This window comes from Dehalobacter sp. DCA (assembly GCF_000305775.1).
In the GTDB taxonomy this organism is placed as follows: domain Bacteria; phylum Bacillota; class Desulfitobacteriia; order Desulfitobacteriales; family Syntrophobotulaceae; genus Dehalobacter; species Dehalobacter alkaniphilus.
The window spans coordinates 1,539,169-1,560,785 of sequence record NC_018866.1 but is presented as its reverse complement, the minus strand read 5'-3'; the positions used below and the strand labels follow the sequence as shown (position 1 = coordinate 1,560,785).

Annotated in this window: 22 protein-coding genes and 1 pseudogene; 22 read left to right on the top strand and 1 reads right to left on the bottom strand. The window is 45.9% G+C overall.

What is annotated here, in order from left to right; all coding sequences use genetic code 11:
• The first annotated feature begins 136 nt into the window (after positions 1-136).
• From DHBDCA_RS07510 to fliY, 21 genes are all read left to right on the top strand, one after another.
• Positions 137-1,165: a fibronectin type III domain-containing protein gene (locus DHBDCA_RS07510; protein ID WP_015043610.1), complete on the top strand. Its 1,029-nt coding sequence runs from the start codon at positions 137-139 to the stop codon at positions 1,163-1,165.
• Between the two features lie 282 nt (positions 1,166-1,447).
• Positions 1,448-2,266 (top strand): flagellin N-terminal helical domain-containing protein, encoded by an 819-nt coding sequence (locus DHBDCA_RS07505; protein ID WP_015043609.1) that lies wholly within the window; start codon positions 1,448-1,450, stop codon positions 2,264-2,266.
• Between the two features lie 97 nt (positions 2,267-2,363).
• Complete coding sequence (locus DHBDCA_RS07500; protein WP_015043608.1) at positions 2,364-3,182, top strand: flagellin N-terminal helical domain-containing protein; 819 nt, start codon at positions 2,364-2,366, stop codon at positions 3,180-3,182.
• A gap of 181 nt (positions 3,183-3,363) precedes the next feature.
• Positions 3,364-3,735 (top strand): flagellar protein FlaG, encoded by a 372-nt coding sequence (locus DHBDCA_RS07495; RefSeq protein ID WP_015043607.1) that lies wholly within the window; start codon positions 3,364-3,366, stop codon positions 3,733-3,735.
• Between the two features lie 17 nt (positions 3,736-3,752).
• Positions 3,753-5,213: a flagellar filament capping protein FliD gene (gene fliD, locus DHBDCA_RS07490; protein ID WP_015043606.1), complete on the top strand. Its 1,461-nt coding sequence runs from the start codon at positions 3,753-3,755 to the stop codon at positions 5,211-5,213.
• A gap of 93 nt (positions 5,214-5,306) precedes the next feature.
• Positions 5,307-5,717, top strand: coding sequence for a flagellar export chaperone FliS (gene fliS / locus DHBDCA_RS07485; protein ID WP_015043605.1), 411 nt, complete (start codon positions 5,307-5,309; stop codon positions 5,715-5,717).
• Positions 5,717-6,280: a hypothetical protein gene (locus DHBDCA_RS07480; RefSeq protein WP_015043604.1), complete on the top strand. Its 564-nt coding sequence runs from the start codon at positions 5,717-5,719 to the stop codon at positions 6,278-6,280. Before fliS ends, DHBDCA_RS07480 begins: the two co-directional genes overlap by 1 nt.
• Positions 6,281-6,621: 341 nt before the next feature.
• Positions 6,622-8,742, top strand: a complete 2,121-nt coding sequence (locus DHBDCA_RS07475; protein WP_015043603.1) for a chemotaxis protein CheA — start codon at positions 6,622-6,624, stop codon at positions 8,740-8,742.
• Between the two features lie 20 nt (positions 8,743-8,762).
• Entirely contained in the window at positions 8,763-9,209 is a 447-nt protein-coding gene (locus tag DHBDCA_RS07470) for a chemotaxis protein CheW (protein WP_015043602.1), read from the top strand.
• Complete coding sequence (locus tag DHBDCA_RS07465; protein ID WP_015043601.1) at positions 9,193-10,260, top strand: protein-glutamate methylesterase/protein-glutamine glutaminase; 1,068 nt, start codon at positions 9,193-9,195, stop codon at positions 10,258-10,260. The genes DHBDCA_RS07470 and DHBDCA_RS07465 overlap by 17 nt, the downstream gene beginning before the upstream one ends.
• 7 nt (positions 10,261-10,267) lie before the next feature.
• Positions 10,268-10,750: a flagellar basal body rod protein FlgC gene (gene flgC / locus DHBDCA_RS07460; RefSeq protein ID WP_015043600.1), complete on the top strand. Its 483-nt coding sequence runs from the start codon at positions 10,268-10,270 to the stop codon at positions 10,748-10,750.
• Between the two features lie 3 nt (positions 10,751-10,753).
• The gene (fliE, locus tag DHBDCA_RS07455) at positions 10,754-11,074 is read left to right on the top strand and encodes a flagellar hook-basal body complex protein FliE (protein WP_015043599.1); all 321 of its coding nucleotides are present in this window, start codon (positions 10,754-10,756) and stop codon (positions 11,072-11,074) included.
• Positions 11,075-11,092: 18 nt separating this feature from the next.
• On the top strand, positions 11,093-12,694 hold the full coding sequence (gene fliF / locus DHBDCA_RS07450) for a flagellar basal-body MS-ring/collar protein FliF (RefSeq protein WP_015043598.1): 1,602 nt from the start codon (positions 11,093-11,095) through the stop codon (positions 12,692-12,694).
• A 2-nt stretch (positions 12,695-12,696) separates the two neighbouring features.
• Positions 12,697-13,704: a flagellar motor switch protein FliG gene (gene fliG, locus DHBDCA_RS07445; protein WP_015043597.1), complete on the top strand. Its 1,008-nt coding sequence runs from the start codon at positions 12,697-12,699 to the stop codon at positions 13,702-13,704.
• Entirely contained in the window at positions 13,688-14,554 is an 867-nt protein-coding gene (locus DHBDCA_RS07440; RefSeq protein WP_015043596.1) for a FliH/SctL family protein, read from the top strand. Before fliG ends, DHBDCA_RS07440 begins: the two co-directional genes overlap by 17 nt.
• Entirely contained in the window at positions 14,520-15,833 is a 1,314-nt protein-coding gene (gene fliI, locus DHBDCA_RS07435; RefSeq protein ID WP_015043595.1) for a flagellar protein export ATPase FliI, read from the top strand. The genes DHBDCA_RS07440 and fliI overlap by 35 nt, the downstream gene beginning before the upstream one ends.
• The gene (locus tag DHBDCA_RS07430) at positions 15,833-16,264 is read left to right on the top strand and encodes a flagellar FliJ family protein (RefSeq protein ID WP_015043594.1); all 432 of its coding nucleotides are present in this window, start codon (positions 15,833-15,835) and stop codon (positions 16,262-16,264) included. The genes fliI and DHBDCA_RS07430 overlap by 1 nt, the downstream gene beginning before the upstream one ends.
• Before the next feature lie 13 nt (positions 16,265-16,277).
• Positions 16,278-16,493, top strand: coding sequence for a flagellar FlbD family protein (locus DHBDCA_RS07425; RefSeq protein WP_015043593.1), 216 nt, complete (start codon positions 16,278-16,280; stop codon positions 16,491-16,493).
• Positions 16,483-16,917: a flagellar basal body-associated FliL family protein gene (locus tag DHBDCA_RS07420; RefSeq protein WP_015043592.1), complete on the top strand. Its 435-nt coding sequence runs from the start codon at positions 16,483-16,485 to the stop codon at positions 16,915-16,917. The genes DHBDCA_RS07425 and DHBDCA_RS07420 overlap by 11 nt, the downstream gene beginning before the upstream one ends.
• Before the next feature lie 35 nt (positions 16,918-16,952).
• Positions 16,953-17,945, top strand: a complete 993-nt coding sequence (fliM, locus tag DHBDCA_RS07415; RefSeq protein ID WP_015043591.1) for a flagellar motor switch protein FliM — start codon at positions 16,953-16,955, stop codon at positions 17,943-17,945.
• Positions 17,938-19,119 (top strand): flagellar motor switch phosphatase FliY, encoded by a 1,182-nt coding sequence (gene fliY, locus DHBDCA_RS07410; protein ID WP_015043590.1) that lies wholly within the window; start codon positions 17,938-17,940, stop codon positions 19,117-19,119. The genes fliM and fliY overlap by 8 nt, the downstream gene beginning before the upstream one ends.
• Positions 19,120-19,275: 156 nt before the next feature.
• Here the strand turns inward: fliY and DHBDCA_RS07405 are convergent.
• Positions 19,276-20,516: pseudogene (locus DHBDCA_RS07405) on the bottom strand (IS110 family transposase).
• 737 nt (positions 20,517-21,253) lie between these two features.
• Here DHBDCA_RS07405 and DHBDCA_RS07400 point away from each other — a divergent pair.
• Entirely contained in the window at positions 21,254-21,616 is a 363-nt protein-coding gene (locus tag DHBDCA_RS07400) for a response regulator (protein WP_015043588.1), read from the top strand.
• Position 21,617: the final 1 nt, after the last annotated feature.

Here is a 21,617-nt window from a genome sequence, read left to right as displayed (position 1 = left end):
TTCTGATTAGACGCTCAAAACGGAAGTTAGATTTTCATTTAAGGGGTATGTAAAATACTGCAAGTAACAATTGCTAATTTAGACAGAATATATTAAAATTATAAAAAAATACATTTAGAGGAGAAAAGTGGTAAAAATGTTTAAATTAAGAAAAAGTTATTTAATTATCTTTACAGTATTAATTCTGATGGTAAGTAGTGTATTTGCTTATGCGGCAATGGTAGGGGATCAATTAACATTTGCGGCTGAGGAAGGATGGCAAAGAATAGAAAATACAAATCCGAGTTTCTCATATTTACCATCAGGTTGGACTATAGCATCTCAAACCCATTACTCTGGTGGTAGTTCTACCTACGCGACAGCTATTGGTTCGAGTATACAATTTAATTTTACTGGTGATAAAATAAGATTAATCTTTAGTAAGCATGAAAACCTAGTAACAGCTGATGTAAATATTGATGGAGTTATAACAAACGTTTCTTTTGGATCAGGAGTTCAGCCGAGAACATTAGTATACGAGAATTTAACATTATCTGATCAAGAACATTACTGTATTATTACGAGTACTGCTATAGGCGCAAGTTCATACTTTGATTTTGACGCGATTGAGATAGATAATAATGCAGAAATTAAATCGTATGATAACACTATCGCAGTTACACCAAACACACCATCTGACTTAAGTGTTACCGCAGGTGATTCTCAAATAGACCTAACTTGGACAGCCATTACAGATGCAACCGGTTATAATGTAAAAAGAGCTACTATTGCTGGAGGACCCTATAATACAATTGCTAATAATATCACAGCATCTGATTATACTGATTCTTCAGTTACTAACGATACAACATATTATTATGTAGTATCTGCAATAAATGCAGAAGGAGAAAGTTTAAACTCAAATGAAGTATCAGTTACTCCCATTGCATCAGTAGTTACAGGAAATGCAATACTTGTCATCACAATGACAAATGGAAATGTCAAAGAATACGATTTATCCATGACGGAGGTAAACGACTTCATTGACTGGTATGACGAAAGAGCAGCTGGATCGGGTGAGGCCTATTTTATTTTTAATAAGGATTACAACTTAGGACCATACCAGAGTCAAAATGAGTATATTGTTTTTGAGGCGATTTCAAGTTTTGAAGTTAAGCAGTATTAAAAAATGCGATAGGAGAGAGCCCGGGGAATTTCTCGGGCTTTTTGCATATAAACAAAGTTGATAAAAAAATACTCTGAACAAAATATTTAATGAAAAAGAGAGAAAATAAGAGTAATTTAAAGGAAAAAAGATCTAACCATATGTATATGCTGATATTGGTCCTAAAGAATATTTTCAAATGTACGAAAATAGTAGTAAGAGCAGGTTTCCCTTGCCGGCGGAAACCTGAAACAATGAAAATCGCATGGATGCGAGATATCAAATTTCATGGAGGGAAAAACAATGATAGTCAACACCAATTTATCGAGCCTGAGTGCTCAAAGAAGCCTTAACACAACCAACAAAGCCATGCAGAGTTCCTTGGAGAAACTGTCTAGCGGCTACCGCATCAACAAAGCAGCTGACGATGCTGCAGGTCTGGCCATCAGCGAAAAGATGACCAGCCAGATCAACGGCTTAAACCAGGCTGTTGACAACGCTGAAAGCGCCATTACACTGATTCAGACCGCAGAAGGTGCTTTAACTGAAACCCACAGCATTCTCCAAAGAATGAGAACCCTTGCTGTTCAGGCAGCCACCGATACCAATACGTCCGCTGACCGTACTGAAATTACTCTTGAAATCACTCAGCTGCAGACAGAAATAACGGATATCTCCAATAGAACCCAGTTCAACGGACAGAATCTGCTGAACACTGCAAACAATTCCTTCACGTTCCAGATCGGTGCCAACTGCGGTCAGACATTGAATGTTGCTCTTGGCCAGATGAATGCGACTTCGTTAGGCGTTGGCGGTACTTCCATCGACCTGAGTTCGCAGACCGGTGCCGCGGCAGCGATTACAACCATCGATACTGCAATTAAGTCGGTTTCCGACGAACGTGCCAAACTTGGTGCTAACCAGAATAGACTTGAGCACACCATTGCCAACCTGAATGTTGCTTCTGAGAACCTGTCATCCGCCAGATCGACGATTAAAGATGTCGACATGGCTGCTGAAATGTCTGAATTCACCAAGAATCAGATTATCAGCCAGGCTGGTGTTGCGATGCTGGCTCAGGCCAATCAGGTTCCGCAGAATGTTCTGAAGCTTCTATCCTAATTCTAATGTATGAGACGAATTTCTCTGAGTTTTAGCTAAAAACAAAATAATGGAAATCGCAAGGATGCGAGAAATCATAATTCATGGAGGGAAAACAATGATAGTCAACACCAATTTATCGAGCCTGAGTGCTCAAAGAAGCCTTAACACAACCAACAAAGCCATGCAGAGTTCCTTGGAGAAACTGTCCAGCGGCTACCGCATCAACAAAGCAGCTGACGATGCTGCAGGTCTGGCCATCAGCGAAAAGATGACCAGCCAGATCAACGGCTTAAACCAGGCTGTTGACAACGCTGAAAGCGCCATTACGCTGATTCAGACCGCAGAAGGTGCTTTAACTGAAACCCACAGCATTCTCCAAAGAATGAGAACCCTTGCTGTTCAGGCAGCCACCGATACCAATACGTCCGCTGACCGTACTGAAATCGCTCTTGAAATCACTCAGCTGCAGACAGAAATAACGGATATTTCCAATAGGACCCAGTTCAACGGACAGAACCTGCTGAACACTGCAAGCAATTCCTTCACGTTCCAGATCGGCGCGAACAATGGACAGACGCTGGCTGTTACACTTGGCCAGATGAATGCCACTTCATTGGGCGTTGGTACGGGTGCCATTACGTTGACCACGCAGACTGGTGCCGCAGCAGCGATTACAACCATCGATACTGCAATCAAGTCAGTTTCCGACGAACGTGCCAAACTTGGTGCGAACCAGAACAGACTTGAGCATACCATTGCCAACTTGAGTGTTGCTTCTGAGAACCTGTCATCTGCCAGATCGACCATTAAAGACGTCGACATGGCTGCTGAAATGTCGGACTTCACCAAGAATCAGATTATCAGCCAGGCTGGTGTTGCGATGCTGGCTCAGGCCAATCAGGTTCCGCAGAACGTTCTTAAATTATTGTCCTAAAGATTCGTTTTCTAAATAGCCGGCATAAATAAAGAGCTGGCCGGGTCATCTCGGTCAGCTCTTCTTCCAAAAGAAAACGCATCGTAACTAAGCATATAATATCATTTGCGATTTAACATAAGCACAGCTATATTGTTCGTTTTTGCATACTAGAAAAATCCATTATGAGGAGGAATTAAAGATGGTTAGCGCTGTCCAGCCAACTAACCTGAATCCGGTAATGCCGCAGGATACTTTTCCTGGCCAGAAACTTGAGCAGGGGAAAAATGAGGCACCCCGTCTGGTAGTCGATCAGAAAGACAATGCTGCTTCGGCCAGGGAAGAACTTCCGAGGGAGCAAGTCGAACAGGCTGCGGAAAAAATGAACCGGCTGATGGGGCTTTTTAATAAAAAGCTGCAATTTGAAGTCGCCGAAAAATCCGACAGGATTGTCGTTAAGATCATTGATCAGGAAAGCGGCGAGATCCTGAGTGAAATCCCGCCGGCCAGAGTTGTCGAAATGCTTGAATCCGTTCAGGATTCGGTAGGCTTACTGGTGGATGAAAAAGCCTAGGGAAAGGGGATACCATCATGACATCGAGTTTATCACTTTCCGGAATATCCGGATATGATTTCAGCGGGATCACCGAAGCATTAATCAGCAACTACAGCAAACCGCTGACAACGATGCAAAACAGCCTGAGCAGTCTTCAGGAAGAAAAATATGCCTGGCAGGATATCAATACGCGGTTGTCAGCGCTGGAAAATACCCTGGCTGATTTGAAAAAGTCTTCAACTTGGACAGGGACTTCTGCGGTATCGAGCAATGAAACCATCCTGACAGCTTCCAGTGGCTCTTCGACGCTGAAGGGCGTTTATGCGGTTGAAGTGATCCAGCTGGCCAAAGCACAGACGGCTGCTAGTGCTGTCCAGAGTGTCGCAAGCGCCTCTACGTCGCTTGCCGGACTTACGGCGGGGACATTTCAAATCAGTGTCGGGAGTACAACGGCGGATATCTCTGTAGCGGACGGCGCAAGCCTTCAGGATATTGCCACTTCCATCAATAATGCCGGAGCAGGCGTGAACGCTTCGGTCATTAAAGTCAACGGAGGCTATCAGCTCGCACTGGTATCGTCCAAAACCGGAACAGAATATGCTGCTGATTTTACGGATACTTCGGGAACCGTGCTTGACTTTCTAGGGGTCAAACCGGCTGCTACCGGAACGCTGAATGTAGTTCAGCAGGCTCAGGATGCACAGCTGACCATCAACGGGATCACGAATATCACCAGTTCGTCGAATACTGTTACTACGGCGATTGACGGGCTCACTCTGAACCTGAATAAAGAAGCTGTCGGAACCACGGTCAATGTAACAGTTGCGGCGGATTATACAGATGCTCAGGATGCTGTTCAGGCATTTGTGGACCAGTATAATTCCCTGCAAACGTTAATAGAAACGGATTTAGCCTATGATGAAGAGGCTAACACGAAAGGTGTCTTATTTGGGGATCCGACGGTTCAGAGTATTCAAACCAGGCTCAGAACCCTTTTGGCTGATTCGATGGGGAGTATGGGCGGTAAGTTTAGTCTTCTGTCGGATGTTGGTATTGATACTTCGTCCAATGATTTTGGCAAAAGTGCTTTGCTGGAATTTGATACGGAGGCCTTTGCAGAAGCGCTGAAAAAAGATGCTGACGATGTAGCCAATTTGTTCGGCGCAGCAGCCGGCGGGGTGACCCCAGTCACAGAAACAACCGAAACAACGCAGGCCCAGGGTCTGGCCAACATTTTGGAAGAGTATCTGGATCCGATGGTGAAGTATGGCGGGTCTCTTGACCAGACAGAAGATGGTTATGCCAGTCAGATTAGTGACCTGAAGAGCAGAATGAAAGACTTTCAGGGAAAAATTGATGCCTACACGGAGAGGATTACAAACCAATATTCAAAGCTGGAAGCACAACTCTCAGCGTTGAGTTCGGAGAGCACCTATATGACCTCCCTGCTTAGTTCGATGAGCAGTTCCAGTTCCAGCTCCGACTCAAAAAGCTAAGAGTATCATCAAACCAAGGCACGACTCAAAATATGCAGGTTCATTTATACAGGTTACTTAATACTGGTTTAATTTATGTCAGGAGGCTGGGCAATGAATACAGCGTTACAACAAAATGCCTATCAAAATTCTCAGACTGCGTACAAGCAGGCGTCAGTCGAGACTTCCTCCCCCGAAAAGCTTATAACAATGCTTTATTCGAAGGTGATTCTGCTTTTGCATCAGACGGAGAAAGCCTTTGAGGAAAAAAAGCTGGAAGAGATTCATAATAATCTCCTGCGGGTTCAGGATATTATCAGCGAGTTGGACAGGACCCTGGATATGGAGAATGGCGGCGAAATCGCGCAGAATCTGCGTGAGCTCTATCGGTTTTACTACATGGAAACGATCAAGGCGAATGTCAAAAAGGATCCAAGCTTTCTGCCGCCCGTGCTTGATTTTTTTGAAGCATTCAGGGATGTCTGGATCGAAGCAGCTAGGATCAGCCGTTTGGGGGCAAAATAATGCCGAAAAAAACGATCAGAGCCTTACTGGAAATCTATCAGCGTCTTCTTCCGCAGTGTGAACAGCACCTGGCGGTTTTAACGGAATATAATAAAGTGTTGGATGATTACCAGACAAGCAAGCAGGATAAAAAAACCCTTTCCCATCCGGAAACAGCGGACGCTCTTGTACTTACCGATCAGGAAGAAATATTTGACGCGCTGCTTCAGAAGTTTTCGGAAACCAGGGCACAGACGTTTGTCGGCTTCAAATCGAATATTGATAAGACATCACAGCTGAAAAATGAACTTTGTCAGGCCATCGGCGTTTTGCAATTTCGCAATGAGCTGCTGAAGTCTTATCTGAGTGATGCTGAATATCGTCAGTTCTGTGAGGTTCATGACGCGCTGAGAATCTCCTTGGATAAGATCCGGGAGATAGATCAGCAGATCATACCTAAAATCCAGACAGAATTAGAATCTGTAAAAATAGAGCTTTTCCGTATCAGAGGGGTAAAAAAAATGAAATTTGCCTATGGCAGCCCGGTGTCTCGTGAACCAAGGTTTATTGACAAATCGAAATAGTTCTCCAATAAAATAGTCCCAAAAGAAAATCCTGCGCAAGGGATTTTTTTTTGGAAAAACCCAATGTTTGTAAGTTGTTTGTAAGTTATTAACTATTATATTTCAGGCGTTGAAAATTTTACGATTTAATTTAAAATAAAATGAACTATAAATTTCGACAATGCTGCAGAAAAATTGCATATTATCTAGACTATTTGGAGGATTTTAACAAGAAACGGCGAACTTTGTAATTTAGGTTAATTATAAAATTTTCAGTTTTCTTTAAACAATTATATGAAGAACTTGTCGGAACAACAATGATGACAAAGGGGGGGAGAAAATTGAGCCAAGGCGAGAAGAATATGGGAATAGACCTCGATGACTTTCTGGAGTTCTACTTGCTTGATTCACAGGAGCAGGTTGAAAAGCTTGGCTCTGGTCTTTTGCAGTTGGAAAGAGACGGTGAAAATATTTCACTGGTTAATGATCTTTTCAGAAGTGCGCATAGCTTAAAAGGCGCCTCGGGAACCATGGGATTTACTCCGATCGTTGAATTAACACATGCCGCAGAAGACCTGCTCGATAAATTGAGACAGGGAAAGATGCTGGTCACTAACGAGATCATCGATGTGCTGCTGGCGGTAACTGATAAAGTAAAAATGATGTTGGCGCAGGTCGAGCAACGTTCAGATATTTCAGTCGATTATGGTGATCTGACCTCTCAGATGAGGACCATCACCGAGACCGGAGCTCTGGCGCAAAAAAGTAAGCCGTTTGCCGGGAAAAATCAGGTGGAAGAACAGGAAGAAAAGCCCGGGATTGACTTTGCCCTGTCACCGGAGGAAACTGGGACGGTCAGTGAAGCAGCATTTACAAGTAAGTCAGTTTATTGGCTTAACGTGGTGCTTGAACCGAATACCATGATGAAGGCAGTAAGGGCGGTTATGGTTATTCAAAGGCTTGAGCTGCTCGGCAATGTCGTGAAGATCATTCCCTCGATTGATGAGCTTGAAGTTTGTGAAGCGCTGGAGTTCAATATTTTGTTTGTGACCAATGAATCGCAGGAAGACATTCGGGCGGACATCCTTGAAGTATCCGAAATTTACGACGCCCAAGTCACGAATTACGCATTGCCGGAAACAGATGCTCCGGAGATCGGGTTAACCGTTCAGGCTGAAGAGGCAAATCCTGTCCGGACAGAGAAGAACGTTGAAGAACCCGTTCAAATGGGCCGTTCTAAACAAGCGAATCAGCCTGCTGAGCAGAACACGAATGGACAGCCCCAGAAAGATATTAATCAGGTGCATACGATCCGTGTGGACACAGCCAGAATGGATAATCTGATTAATCTTGTTGGAGAAATGGTAATTACCAGAACCAGACTGGTGAAGATCGGCCAGGACCTGCAGACGGAAAACCAGTCTGATCCGCTTGTTGCAAGCCTTAATGAAGCAAATGTCTACCTCGGGCGTCTGATGAATGATCTTCAGGAAAGTGTCATGAGGCTGCGTATGGTGCCGATTGGCACGGTATTCAGCCGTTATCCGCGTCTCGTCCGGGATTTCTGCCGGAAGACCGGGAAAAGGATTGAACTTGTTATTCACGGCGAAGAAACAGAGCTGGACAAGACCGTCATCGAAATGATCGGTGACCCGTTGACGCATATTATCCGCAACTCGGTTGACCACGGCATAGAAGCACCGGAAGAAAGACTCACAGTCGGGAAACCTGGAGTAGGAACAATTACGCTCGATGCCTACCATGAAGGAAACCATATTGCGATCATCGTTTCGGATGACGGTTCCGGACTTAACATTGACAAGATTTACAAAAAAGCCTTGGAAAAGGGCCTCGTCAGTGAAAGGGAGGGTCTATCCGAGAGCGATATAGCCAATCTCATTTTTCTGCCGGGATTCAGCACGGCCGATCAAGTGACGGATATTTCCGGGCGCGGGGTTGGCATGGACGTTGTGAAAAAAGCCATAACGAATTTGGGCGGCATCATTGATATAAAGACAAGCAAAGGCGTTGGAACGTCGATGATAATCCGGCTGCCACTGACGCTGGCGATTATTCAGGCGCTGCTCGTTGAAGTAGGTAAAGAGACTTATGCAGTGCCGTTGTCTTCTGTTGTTGAGACGCTGCTTGTCAACAAGCGTGATATCAAGAGTGTCGGAAGCCTGCCGATGGTTCAGCTCAGAGGGAATACCCTGCCGTTGATTTCCTTGAAACAGAAATTTGATTTGCCCGAAAGTGAAACCATAAATGAGGAAGTTTATGTCGTTGTGGTTGGCTTGGGCGATAAAACCGTAGGAATTATTGTCGATGAACTACAGGGCCAGCAGGAGGTTGTCATCAAGTCTCTAGGAGATTATCTGAACGGTTTGCCAGGGATTGCAGGGGCGACGATTCTCGGAGATGGCAAAGTAACATTGATTTTGGACATCGGATCACTTCTTCAGGATATTTTGATCAAGCGCTAAGAAAGGTGGTACTCAAATACATGGCTGAAGAACAAATGGTTACTTTTTCGTTAGGTTCGGAGGAATTTGGAGTCGATATTATGAAAGTCCAGGAAATTATCCGGATCCCTCCTGTTACCAGGGTGCCGAAGGCCCGCAGCTATATTGAGGGTGTCATCAACCTGCGCGGGAACGTCATCCCGATTGTTAATCTCAGGTCCCGCTTCGGTATGCCCCCTAGGGAAGAAACCGATTTAAGCAGGATCGTTGTTCTGCAAATCGACAGCAGGGTGTTTGGCGTTATGGTTGACAGCGTGACAGAAGTGCTGTGGTTGGACAGCGAAGCAATAGAACCACCCCCGCCGATTGCACTTGGCATGGATTCAAATTACATCCGCGGAGTTGGCAAGATAGGTGAAAGACTGCTCATCCTCCTGAAGCTGGATCAACTTATGGGTGGAGATGGCGTGAATGAACAAATTGCTTAAGCCGGTCAAGCTCCTGATTGTTGATGATTCACCTTTCATCAGGATGTCCCTGAAAAAAATTCTGAGCAGTGATCCGGCTATTCAAGTAGTGGCTACTGCACAGGACGGGAAAGAAGGAATATTAAAGCTTCAGGCCCTAAAACCGGATGTCGTGACCATGGATGTTGAGATGCCGGTGATGAACGGCTTGGAAGCCCTGGAAGAGATTATGCGCTGGCAGCCGACGCCGGTCATTGTGTTAAGTTCCGTAACAACTGACGGCACTAAGATGACGATGAAAGCTTTTGACCTTGGCGCTATTGATGTTGTCGCGAAACCCTCGGGCAAAGAAGGAGATGATCTCTCGGCCCTGGCTGAAGAGATTGTTTTGAAAATAAAGAGTGTCGCCGGGGTAGATCCTACCCGTTTGAACAAAAAAAGCCTGGGGTCTGCGCCAACGCTTGTCAAACAGCAAATACAGCCAATTGGCCGCAAAATAGAAGTTGTTGCAATTGGTACTTCGACGGGCGGACCAAGCGCCCTGCAGAATGTTCTGAGCAAACTGCCCAAAAATTTTCCGGTCCCCGTAATTGTCGCCCAGCATATGCCGGCTGGATTTACCTCCTCCCTGGCTTCCAGGCTGAACAGTATCTGTGAGGTTACAGTGAAGGAAGTTGAGCACGGCGAGCTGCTGAAAGCAGGTACCGTTTATATCGGACAGGCCGGGAAACAGTTCCAGGTGGCAAGAAACAGCAGCGGGCTTACCGCGAATGTCACCGCGGAATCGCCGATTGCCACACTTTACAAGCCCTCTGTCGATGTAATGTTTCTGTCTCTGGCGAAAGAAGCCGGAGCCGGTGTGCTGGGTGTCGTGATGACAGGGATGGGGAACGATGGTCTGGCAGGCATGAAAGCCTTGAAGGCCAAAGGGGCTTATGCAATTGCCGAATCTGAAAAGACCTGCATTGTCTACGGTATGCCCCGCTCCATTATTGAAGCGAAATTGGCCGACAGAATCGAAATGCTTCCTGATATCGGGAATACAATGATAGAGTGTGTGAAAAGGAGGTAGTAAAAACATGGGTCTGTTTACCGGTATGAATACCAGCGCCTCTGGTCTTACCGCCCAAAAACTTAGGCTTGATCTGATATCCAATAATATTGCCAATATCAATACAACCAATACAGGACAAACAACTGCGGCCGGTAACCCCATTCCTTATCAGCGCGAAGTTGCCGTCTTTTCTTCTCGCCCATCTGAAACAGATTTTGCAGATATATTTAAGGATACCCGCACCAAGTTAAGAAGCGAAGGAGTTCAGGTCACTGCTGTTATTCAGGATAACAATGAGTTCAGGCTGGAATACGATCCGAATAATCCGGACGCGGCCAAAACAGCCGAAGATGGGATCCCTGTCGGATATGTGCGCTATCCTAATGTGACCCTTGTAGAGGAAATGGTTGATATGATCTCAGCTAACAGGTCTTATGAAGCGAATGTAACCGCCCTGAACGCGAGTAAAGCGATGGCTTCCACAGCCCTCGGGATTGGAAAGGGGTAAAAAATGAGTAATGCGATTGGTCCTTTCACGACAATTGTTCCGCTTTCCCCTTTGGATAACTCTGGTACTTCCCAAACATCCAAAGCGAACAATACCAATGGTTCCGCTGATTTTTCTTCTTTCCTGAGTGACGCGCTCGATAAGCTTGAGAGTACGCAGTCTGAAGCTGAACAGGCTGCGGCAGATCTGGCCACGGGTCAAGTCGATGATTTCCATACGCCGGTCATTGCGATGGAAAAAGCCAGCCTGGCTTTAGGACTGGCGGTTACCGTGCGCAATAAAGTTGTTGATGCTTATAATCAGATCATGCAGATGCAAATCTAATTCTAGGGGGAAAGGTAGTTGAATTTTTCCTTAACGGAAATACTGAATGCTGTACGTAATTTTTGGGAAAAACTGACCAGCCCGCAAAGGATTATTCTAGTGGCCGCACCGGTTATTGTTGCGACTGCTTTGATCAGCCTTATCTTTTGGGCAAGCCGTCCTCAGTATACGGTTCTGTTTTCTAATTTGGAAACTACGGAAGCCGGAGCGATCACGGAGGCACTCAAAGGATTGAATGTTGAATATCAACTGGCGGATGGGGGTTCAACTATCGAGGTTCCTCAAAAGGATGTTGCAGAAGTCCGGTTGCAGCTAGCCAATCAAGCCCTGCCCAGTGAAAGCAAGTTCAGTTTTGATTATCTGAATCAGATGAGAATCGGTGAAACTGACGAAGACCGTAAACTGAGGTATGTATTGGGATTGCAGACTGAACTGGAACAAACGATTGGAACGCTTGACGGTGTGGAATATGCAAGGGTTCATATTGTTATGCCGGAAGACGCGCTGTTCTCCGAACAACAGAAAGACACAACCGCTGCTGTAACGATCAAACGAAAATACGGAAAGGAGATGTCGGAAGATAAGGTTAGGGCAATCGCAAATCTTTTATCTTATTCGGTCGAAGGACTTAGTATTGATAAAGTGACGATTGTTGATACCGATGGCAATGTCTTATCCGACATTCTCGGGAGCAGCACTTCCCCGCAAAAATTATCCGCGACCCAGCTTCAGGTTCAGCAAACATATGAAAATGACATTCAGAATTCCGTGCAAACGATGCTGGATAAAGTATTTGGGGCCGGTACAACGATTGTCAGAGCGAATGCTACCATTGACTTTGATCAAAAAAAGATTACCAGTCAGAAAAATGAAACCGGGGCTGTTACCAGCCGTCAGGAAGTCACAGAGAAAAGTAGTAATACTTCTTCTAACGGCGGTGTTGCAGGGACAGAAACCAATGTGCCCGGATATCCTGTCACCGGACAGAACGGCACAACTTCGACTTCAGAAAAAAACAGTTTGACGGAGAATTTCCAGCCAAGCATGACCCAGGAAGAAACGGTCGTAAGTCCCGGGCAAATCAAAAGACTGACCGTATCTGTTCTGGCGGATTCGGACAGTGTGACGGATGAACAGCTTGATAATATCAAAAATATTGTTTCTTCCGCGGTCGGTTATAATCAGGATCGCGGTGATGTGATTGAGGCGGCCAGACTGCCTTTTGAAAAGACGACGGCGCTTGAAGAGCAGGCGGCGATAGAAGAAGCCGCCCGCAAGGCTCAAATTCTACTGTATGCGGAGATTGGCGGAGGTGTGCTGCTGGCGATTGCTCTTCTGATTGCATTCTTACGGTCCAGATCGAAAAAGAAAGAATTGGCGATCGAGTCGATGAATATGGCAGATGGATCGAGATTTGTCACGCTGCAGGAAGCTGAGCAGATCCTGGCGTCGCAGATTGAGGCCGAACGTCAAGCCGACTTGAAACTTGCACGGAAGAAAGCAAAAACTACGGAAGAAATTGAAAAAGAGAAGATCCGTCAAGAAGTCGAAAAATATACGGTGGAAAATCCGGATGATGTGGCAAGATTAGTCAAAACTTGGCTGACTGAGGAGCAATAAGGATGAGCAGCGGAATTTTTACGGGATTACAAAAAGCAGCAGTACTACTGATTACCTTGGGTCCGGAAAGATCTTCGGAGATCATTAAATTTCTTTCGGAGCCGGAGATCGAACAGCTTACGTTGGAAATGTCTAATATGCGCAAGGTGTCTGAGGAACAGAGAGACTCGGTCATTGATGAATTTCATAAAATGTGTCTGGCCAGCAATTACATTGCGCAAGGCGGCATTGAATATGCCAGGGATGTATTAGAAAGGGCTTTGGGACAGCAAAGAGCATTTGATATTATTGGACGCTTGTCCTCTTCTTTGAAGATGCGTCCGTTTGACATTGTCCGCCGCACGGATCCTAAACAGCTGTTTTCTTTTATCCAAGGCGAGCATCCGCAAACAATTTCTTTAATTATGACTCACCTTCCGCCGGATAAAGCAGCTACGATTTTAGCGAGTCTGCCTCAGGATCTGCAGGCTGAAGTAACAAAAAGGATTGCCCTGATGGGAAGAACAAGCCCGGAAGTGCTGAAAGAAATTGAGAAGGTCCTTGAAAACAAAATCTCCAATCTTGCCCCGACCGATTATACATCTTCAGGCGGGATGCAGTCTGTCGTTGATATGCTTAACAGGGCAGATCCTGGTACGTTAAAAACCGTCATGGATGTTCTGGAAATGGATGATCCGGATCTCGCCGAACAGATTAAGCGGCAGATGTTTGTGTTTGATGATGTCATCCTGCTTGACGATCGTTCTGTTCAGCTGGTGCTGCGTGAAGTTGAAACCAAGGACCTTGCCTTGGCCCTGAAAGGTTCCAACGAAGATGTCACGCAGAAGATTCTCACGAATATGTCCAGCAGGTCTGCCGGTATGCTGAAGGAAGATATGCAGTTTATGGGCCCCGTTCGGCTGCGTGAAGTTGAAGAGGCCCAGCAGAAGATTGTCAAAGTAATTCGTAAGCTGGAAGAAGCTGGAGCGATTGTGATCTCCAGAGGTGGTGCAGATGAAATTATCTACTAAAACCTCAGTTCTGAAGAGCAAAGTCATTGAAATTACTTCTCCACGTATTCTGGAGTCACCTGATCCGGAGAAATACAGAAATAGGACGAATGTTTACGATACTTCGTCTGCCTTGGCCGTGCTGTCCGTTACTGAGGACCGTACGGTCATGGAGCAGTGTGTGACTGAAACGGCTTCGATTGCAGAGGAAGACTGGGGACCGGAGGTCTCCGATATCCTGGCGAAAGCTAGGGCTGAAGCCGATGAGCTGATTGCCGAAGCCCAAAAAACATCGGCTGAAATCATTGAAAATGCTCGGAAGGAAAGCGAAGCTTTAACCGTCGAGTATCAGGAAAAAGTCAAAAGCGAGATTGCACCTGTCGCTTTCACGGAAGGTTATAATAAGGGGCTTGAAGAAGCTCAGTCTCAGGCCGACGTGATTACCCAGCAGGCCAGAAACTATCTGGAGATGGCTCAAAAGATCCTGGCGGATGAATTAAATAAAGCAGACAGGGAACTGTCAGACCTTTGCCTGAAGATTTGCAGCAGAATTATTCATACCTCATTGGACATCGATCCTGAAATTCTTTTGGGCATCATCAAGAATCTTACCCTGCTGCCCAGTGACAAACAGAGCATAAAAATTCATCTGTCCAGTAAAGATTGGGATTGGTATAAAGATCTCCCGGCTGAGTACAAACCTGGTTATCCGGTCATTGTCGATGAAACGCTCAAGGCCGGAGATGCATTTTTGGAATGTTCCGAGGGAATATTTGATGCCCGGATCGAACTGCAGCTGGAAAAGATAGAGAAATACCTCAAGGAGGAGTTGAAGTATGGCCGACTGGAAGGCGCTGGCCCAGAAAATTGAACAATACGAGCCTATTTCGGCCCGGGGATTAGTCTCTAAAATCAGCGGCCTTTTGGTTGAAGCGGATGGCCCGAGGGCCAGCGTCGGAAAATACTGCCATATTATGGCTTCAAACTCCAAAGCGATCCCTGCTGAGGTCGCTGGCTTCAGAGGAACAAAAACACTGCTTATGCCTCTCGGGGAGTTGGAAGGTGTAGCCCCGGGCGATAAGGTGATCCCCCAGGATGAAACGCTGAATGTCAAAGTCGGGCCTGAATTGCTGGGCAGAATCCTTGACGGGCTTGGTCAGCCGCTTGATGGCAGACCTTTGAATACGGATCAATCGTATCCGCTTCATAATAAGCCACCCAGTGCGCTGTTCAGACCGCGTATTTGTGAGCCTCTTAACGTTGGGGTTAGAGGCATCGACGGGCTGCTGACAATGGGCAGAGGCCAGAGAATGGGGATATTTGCCGGATCAGGTGTCGGTAAAAGCACCCTTTTGGGGATGATGGCCCGGAATTCGGAAGCCGATGTGAACGTGATTGCGCTCGTTGGGGAACGCGGACGGGAATTGCGGGATTTTATGGAGAAAGACCTTGGAGAAGAGGGTCTATCCCGGTCTGTGATCGTTGTCGCGACATCCGACCAACCTGCTCTCGTCAGAATGAAAGCCGCCTTCACGGCAACTGCAGTCGCCGAATATTTCCGCGACAAAGGTAAAAATGTGCTGTTCATGATGGACTCCGTGACCCGTTTCGCGATGGCCCAGCGGGAGATAGGCTTAACAGTCGGAGAACCTCCGGCAACCAGGGGATATCCTCCGTCGGTATTTGCCATGCTGCCAAAACTGTTGGAAAGGGTTGGTCTATCCGAAAAAGGCAGTATTACAGGGATCTATACCGTCCTTGTTGACGGTGATGACCATAATGAACCGATTGCGGATGCTGTAAGGGGAATACTGGACGGCCATATTGTTCTGACCAGGGAACTGGCGTCGAAAAACCATTATCCGTCCATCGACATCCTGCAATCCATCAGCCGCTTAATGAGCGATGTTGCGGATCCGCAGGTCAGGGAACTCGCCGGGAAAATCCGGGAGCATCTCGCAGTCTATCACGAAGCCAAGGACTTGATTGACATCGGTGCCTATGTGGCGGGAAGCAGCAGTCGGATTGACCAGGCTATCAAGCATCATGAAAAGATACGCGCTTTCGTCTGTCAGAATACGGATGAAAAATGCTGTTTTGCCGAAATGCTGAGCTTCATGAAAAATGTTTTTGAAGAGGGCGATAAGTGATGCCTTTCAAATTCCGTTTGGAGGCTTCTCTGCGGCTTGCCGAGCAGGATATGGACATCGAGCAGGGGTTACTGGCGCAGGAGCTCAGAACGCTGCACAACTTGACTGAACAAAGAGATCTCCAAACGCAGCTTTTGAACAAGGCCTTCGAGAAACAAAAAATAGCTTGTCTTGAAGAGCCGCAGATACTGAACCTCTGGCAAAGATACTGTTGTGATCAAAAGAATATTTTGCTGAAGCGAGAAAAAGAAGTCGAAGAACAAAATATTCGGGTCGAAAAACAAAGGGAAAAGCTGCTGGAATGCCGAATTAAAACAGAAAAATACAAAAGGCTTAAAGAAAAAAAAATAAGACTTTTTTATATGACAAAATTAAAAAAAGAACAATCTGAGATTGATGAAATTGCCCAGAACCTCAGAGGCTGGAAATGACAGGAGGATTGATGTGATTTATTTGACAAGACTGAACAACAAAGAATTTACAATAAACCCCGATTTGATTGAGACGGCGGAGGCTACTCCCGACACGGTCATTACACTGACCACTGAAAAGAAATACGTCGTCAAAGAATCCATTGATGAGCTCATCGAAAGGATTGCAGAATTTCGAAGACGCTGCCATCCAGAATTCAGAGGAGGAACCCGTGGTAATGAAAATTAAAAGAATTATTGTACCCCTTATCTTTATTGTTATCGGAGCAGGGCTTGGCGTAGGCGGCACGATTGCTAAAGATAAAATCTTCCCGGGTTCCAGTTCTGGCACCGCACAGGTCGAAAAAGTTACGGAGGAAGTCGGACCGCTGATTGAAATGAAAGACGAATTCATGATCAACCTCGACGGAGGTGGAATGGTAAAGACGAATATTGTGCTGGAAGGCGTGAACAAGAAATCTCAAGAGAAGATTACTGCAAAAGAGATATTCTTGAGAGACCGTATCATTTCCGTGATTGGTTCGAAAGGAATTGACGATATTCGGACAAATGAAGGACGTGAAAAACTCAAAGAGGAGCTGCTGACCGAGCTGAATAATGTCTGCGGTGACCAGATCAAAGAAGTATTGTTCAAAAATTTCATTTATGATTAACAAATCTCAAATGGTTTAAAAGGAGGAGGGATTGGATGGGTGAAGTATTATCCCAGGCGGAAATCGATGCTTTGCTAAATGCATTATCAGACGGCTCAGTTGATGAAGAAACCATAAAAATGTCCAGCCCTCATAAAATTAAAGTTTATGATTTTAAAAGGCCCAACAAGTTTTCCAAAGGACAGTTGAACTCCTTGCTGAATATCCATGAAAATTTTTGCCGCTCACTGGCGACTTTTCTGGCTGGGAACATGCACACTGCTGTAGATGCCAAAGTGCTGTCTACAGAGCAGGTAACTTATGATGAATTTAGCCGTTCTCTGCCCTATCCGACAATCCTTGGAATTTTCAGCATGCCGCCGCTGGAAGGAAATGGTCTGCTCGAGCTCAGTCCTTCACTGGCCTTCATTCTGGTGGACAGACTGCTCGGCGGACATGGGATGGAACCGGCTAAAAACCGTGATTTGACGGAAATCGAACGTAAGATTATTGTCAGCCGGCTCAGCAAGATTGTTCAGTTAATGGGGGAAGCCTGGGCTGAAATTTTTGAAGGTAATCCTCAGCTAATTAATGTGGAGACAAATTCCCAGTTTACGCAGATTGTTGCTTCAAACGAAATGGTGGTTGTTGTGACCATGGAGGTGAAGATTGAAGAGCAGTCTGGGATGATCAATGTTTGTCTTCCTTATATTGTTATGAAACCAATTTTAGAAAAATTAAATAATCTGCTGCTGTTTTCTTCGGGAGGGAAGGTCATATCCCCTGAGGAAAGAGAGTTGATCCGGCAAAAGATTGAATGGGCCAGAGTACCGATGAAAGCCATTATCGGCAAAGCCCAGATTACCATACAGGATCTGATCAACCTGGAACGGGGGGACGTGATCCCTCTGAATCAGGGCATCAAGGATCCTCTCGCTGTCTACGTCGGAGAATACATCAAATTCAGAGGAATGCCTGGTTTATTCGGAAACAGAATGGCAGTGCAGATTACTAATGTCATTAAAAAAGGGGGGAATGAGGATGGGTAACGGAATGCTTTCGCAGGAGGAGATAGATGCCTTGCTGTCCGGCTCGATGGATATCAATTCCCAAGAGGCCGACGAGCCTGTTTCAGGTAGCAGCCAGACGATTCAGCTTACCGATATGGAAAAAGACGCCATGGGGGAAATTGCGAATATATCGATGGGGACAGCGGCAACAACTTTATCTCAACTTGTCGGAAAGCGCGTAGAGATAACTGCTCCAAAAGTTGACCTGACCACAGCGCAGAAAATATTTGAAGATTATCCTGTGCCGCATGTTCTCATTGATGTCAAATATAAAAAAGGGATTGAAGGATCCAATATGCTGGTTCTTTCCCGCGAAGACGGTTCCATTATTGTGGATCTGATGATGGGGGGGACCGGCAAGAGTCCGACAAATGAACTATCTGATATCCAGTTAAGCGGTATCTCAGAGGCCATGAATCAAATGATGGGATCGGCAGCCACATCCATGTCTACGATGTTCAATTCGGTTGTGGACATCACGCCTCCCCGCGTCATCGTAGCGGAGGAGGAGAATGAGGTTTATGAGTTAAGCAAGAATCTGAATGCCGATGAACCATTGATCAGAGTTTCTTTTAGAATGATCATAGAAGGAATCATTGACAGCGTTCTGATTCAGGTGCTCCCGTTTGAAGTTGCCAAAGGCATGGCCGACAGGCTTCTGGGACAGATGTATACCTCGCCGGTACAGGAGACAGTGCCGGAGCCCCAATACACTGCACCAGCCATGTCTGTACAGCCTGAGCCACAGATACCGAAGTCGCAGGCTCCGCCACCTTCGCCGATGGAGACAATATGGCAGCCGCCTGTGGATTTCCCTTCCCAGAGAGTTCAACCGACCTTTGTGCAGCCGGCGCAGTTTGCACCGCTTTCTTCGGGGGGGCTCGCAGGTCTGCCAAGCAATCTAGGACTGATTTATGATGTTCCGCTCCAGGTCAATGTTGAGCTCGGTAAAGCAATAAAAACGATCAAGGAAATCCTGGATTTGGGTCCCGGATCCGTCGTTGAACTTGACCGCCTGGCAGGCGAGCCGGTCGATATGATTGTTAACGGCAAACTTATCGCCAAGTGCGAGGTTGTCGTAATCAACGAGACCTTTGGAATCCGTATCACAGAAATTGTGAATCCAAATGAAAGAATCGACACATTAAACTAGATCAAGTCCTTCGGTAATATGTCAAGACCCTAAGCGAGTCAATTTTTCAGTAAGTTAATAATCAGTGGGTAAAAAAGACAATAAGAAACCATCTCATTCCCAAAAAGATATGGGAAAAAGTTACAAAAATGGGATTTCAATTATCGTAGTTCATGCTTAGTTTGCATTCCCCCTATTGCCATGTGGCATATAGATTTGGTTGCTGCGTAGCAGAGCATCAACCATACGGACGAGTTTACGTGCAGTAAGCACTAGAGCACGGCGATGATGGTGAGTCTTACTTTCCGAGAATTTACGTGGTAGAAGGCTTTGTACTCCGGTTCCTTTTGGCGTACTAAATTAGCAGCCTGGATGATATAACTGCGCAAGTAGGTGTTGCCGGTTCGGGTTAAGGGTGTGTCATCGGCTGTAAAATCACCTGACTGGTGAGAACGCCAGGTTAACCCAATAAACTTTGCTAAGGCTCCTTCATTTGGAAAACGACGGATGTCTCCAATCTCAGCAATAATACCAGCTGAAAGCACTGGGCCAATACCGGGAACGGTAATGAGCGTATTAGAGAAATGCCTGATTTCTGCTTCGATCGCCTTATCGATTTTCTTTACCTGCTTCTCTAAAGTGTGGATGGTTTCGATGCTCGTGGCCAGGATAAGGTTAATGGGTTGCAATAGGCTTCCACGTAGTCGATGGGCCTTGCGGGCGGCTTCCTTCAACTCTCTGGCTTTGGCTTCTGGATCCTCGAAATGACTTTTTCCTTTCTCCATGAGGAAATCAATCAGTTCATCAAGCGGTCGAGCCGCAACCTCTTCTGGAGAAAAAAACTCAAGTGTCAAGGATTCAGAAGTAGCGCCGAAAGTGTTGCTAAAAACCGTACCTTGGGCAAGCGTGCTAAACTTCAAGAACAAGTTCGTGAGAAAATAGTTCTTCTCTCTGGAGATCATCTCAATCATATGACAACGAAAGCGAGTGAGGCGCTGTAATGGTAAGTAGCGGAAATCAACCTGAGAGCCTTCTGGGAGCCGGCCGAAGCGTAAACGTTCGGCAATGACCCAGGCATCAATCCAGTCGTTCTTCGGAAGGTCCACATAAGCTTTCTTGAAATTAGCAACGACCTTGGGGTTAAAGGAATAGATTTGGGGCTGTAAAGGTGCTAAACAAGGGTCTTCCGCCAAGAACATTTGTAACGGCCAACTGTACACGGAAGTGGCCTCTAAACCAATAACCAGCCGGTCCTCATTCTCTTTAGCGCAGGCTTCAGAGAGATATCGGGTAACTTGCTCACAACCAGGCTGATCATTCAAAGCCCGCAGTTTTTTTACCGGTTCATTACCCCGCTCATCTAAGATTCGCACTTTAAAATCACTGGAACTCACATCAATACCGACAAATAAACTCAAGTAAAATCACCTCACTTTCTGAGCCGAAGAATGTGTAAGATTAACGTTGGGACCAGGCACCACAACAGGTCAACAACCTCGCCGAATCAGCACTTGTCTTAAAAAGACCTTGGATCCAGCCGATCTGCTACCATCGGAGGGGATTCCCTTTAAGCTGTGCAACCTTCGAGTTAAAAGTTCAAATTGTGGGCTGGCAGTCAGACTTAATAAAGAGGTCAAAGCCTCAAGGAGGAGAAGGCCTTGCCAGAACGAACCTCACGGTACCATTTTGCCTGAAATCCCAACAAACTTAAATACTATTTTGTTAAAGAACGATCTGAGGAATCTTTTTAGTGAAAGTGTGTTCCTTTAAAGGGGAAAAGCCATTTGTTAGTCATCAAAAGAGTCTCTAACAAAAAGGGTTTCCCCCGCACCCCCTTCCCAAAATCAAGTATTCCTCATCCTGAGCCTGTGGGCAGTGCCATCCTGTGGAAAAGCACTTTGGGGTCTGTCTTAAAAGAGCTTTCCCAACAGGCTTTGGACAAGTTGAATTTGAAGTATGCTTTGGGGTTGACTTGTCCACACTGCCCACAGGCACGATCAGTACATGGAGTATGCGTTATCCTGCGCGCATCTTGTTGATGTTAACCATACTAACTGAATTTCCAGTTTTCTATGGTCATTTAAATACCCCACGTTCCATTAGTTTTTTGGACTCGTGGGGTGGAACTAAATCAATTATACGAGGAGGAAGAGTAGTGGGTAAAACAGTTTTGCTTGTTGATGACGCCGCATTTATGAGAATGATGCTCAAAGATATCCTGGTCAATAATGGCTATCAGGTTGTCGGTGAGGCAGAAAACGGGATGGTTGGTGTCGACAAATACATGGAATTGAAACCGGATATCACGGTTATGGACATTACAATGCCCGAAATGGATGGGCTTCAGGCTGTGAAAGAGATCAGAACCAAGGATCCGCAGGCCAAAGTCATCATGTGTAGTGCAATGGGTCAGCAGGCCATGGTTATTGAAGCTATCCAGTCCGGAGCAAAAGATTTTATTGTCAAACCCTTCCAAGCGGAAAGAGTACTTGAAGCGATCGCCAAGGCGCTGAAATAGC

Excerpts from the sequence above, each read along its gene's own strand:
- DHBDCA_RS07480 (WP_015043604.1), top strand. The coding sequence starts at position 5,717 with ATGCCGAAAAAAACGATCAGAGCCTTACTGGAAATCTATCAGCGTCTT.
- DHBDCA_RS07440 (WP_015043596.1), top strand. The coding sequence starts at position 13,688 with ATGAAATTATCTACTAAAACCTCAGTTCTGAAGAGCAAAGTCATTGAA.
- fliE (WP_015043599.1), top strand. The coding sequence starts at position 10,754 with ATGAGTAATGCGATTGGTCCTTTCACGACAATTGTTCCGCTTTCCCCT.
- DHBDCA_RS07465 (WP_015043601.1), top strand. The coding sequence starts at position 9,193 with ATGAACAAATTGCTTAAGCCGGTCAAGCTCCTGATTGTTGATGATTCA.
- flgC (WP_015043600.1), top strand. The coding sequence starts at position 10,268 with ATGGGTCTGTTTACCGGTATGAATACCAGCGCCTCTGGTCTTACCGCC.
- DHBDCA_RS07470 (WP_015043602.1), top strand. The coding sequence starts at position 8,763 with ATGGCTGAAGAACAAATGGTTACTTTTTCGTTAGGTTCGGAGGAATTT.
- DHBDCA_RS07495 (WP_015043607.1), top strand. The coding sequence starts at position 3,364 with ATGGTTAGCGCTGTCCAGCCAACTAACCTGAATCCGGTAATGCCGCAG.
- DHBDCA_RS07510 (WP_015043610.1), top strand. The coding sequence starts at position 137 with ATGTTTAAATTAAGAAAAAGTTATTTAATTATCTTTACAGTATTAATT.
- fliM (WP_015043591.1), top strand. The coding sequence starts at position 16,953 with ATGGGTGAAGTATTATCCCAGGCGGAAATCGATGCTTTGCTAAATGCA.
- DHBDCA_RS07430 (WP_015043594.1), top strand. The coding sequence starts at position 15,833 with ATGCCTTTCAAATTCCGTTTGGAGGCTTCTCTGCGGCTTGCCGAGCAG.
- DHBDCA_RS07475 (WP_015043603.1), top strand. The coding sequence starts at position 6,622 with ATGGGAATAGACCTCGATGACTTTCTGGAGTTCTACTTGCTTGATTCA.
- fliG (WP_015043597.1), top strand. The coding sequence starts at position 12,697 with ATGAGCAGCGGAATTTTTACGGGATTACAAAAAGCAGCAGTACTACTG.
- fliS (WP_015043605.1), top strand. The coding sequence starts at position 5,307 with ATGAATACAGCGTTACAACAAAATGCCTATCAAAATTCTCAGACTGCG.
- fliI (WP_015043595.1), top strand. The coding sequence starts at position 14,520 with ATGGCCGACTGGAAGGCGCTGGCCCAGAAAATTGAACAATACGAGCCT.
- fliD (WP_015043606.1), top strand. The coding sequence starts at position 3,753 with ATGACATCGAGTTTATCACTTTCCGGAATATCCGGATATGATTTCAGC.
- DHBDCA_RS07505 (WP_015043609.1), top strand. The coding sequence starts at position 1,448 with ATGATAGTCAACACCAATTTATCGAGCCTGAGTGCTCAAAGAAGCCTT.
- DHBDCA_RS07420 (WP_015043592.1), top strand. The coding sequence starts at position 16,483 with ATGAAAATTAAAAGAATTATTGTACCCCTTATCTTTATTGTTATCGGA.
- DHBDCA_RS07500 (WP_015043608.1), top strand. The coding sequence starts at position 2,364 with ATGATAGTCAACACCAATTTATCGAGCCTGAGTGCTCAAAGAAGCCTT.
- fliY (WP_015043590.1), top strand. The coding sequence starts at position 17,938 with ATGGGTAACGGAATGCTTTCGCAGGAGGAGATAGATGCCTTGCTGTCC.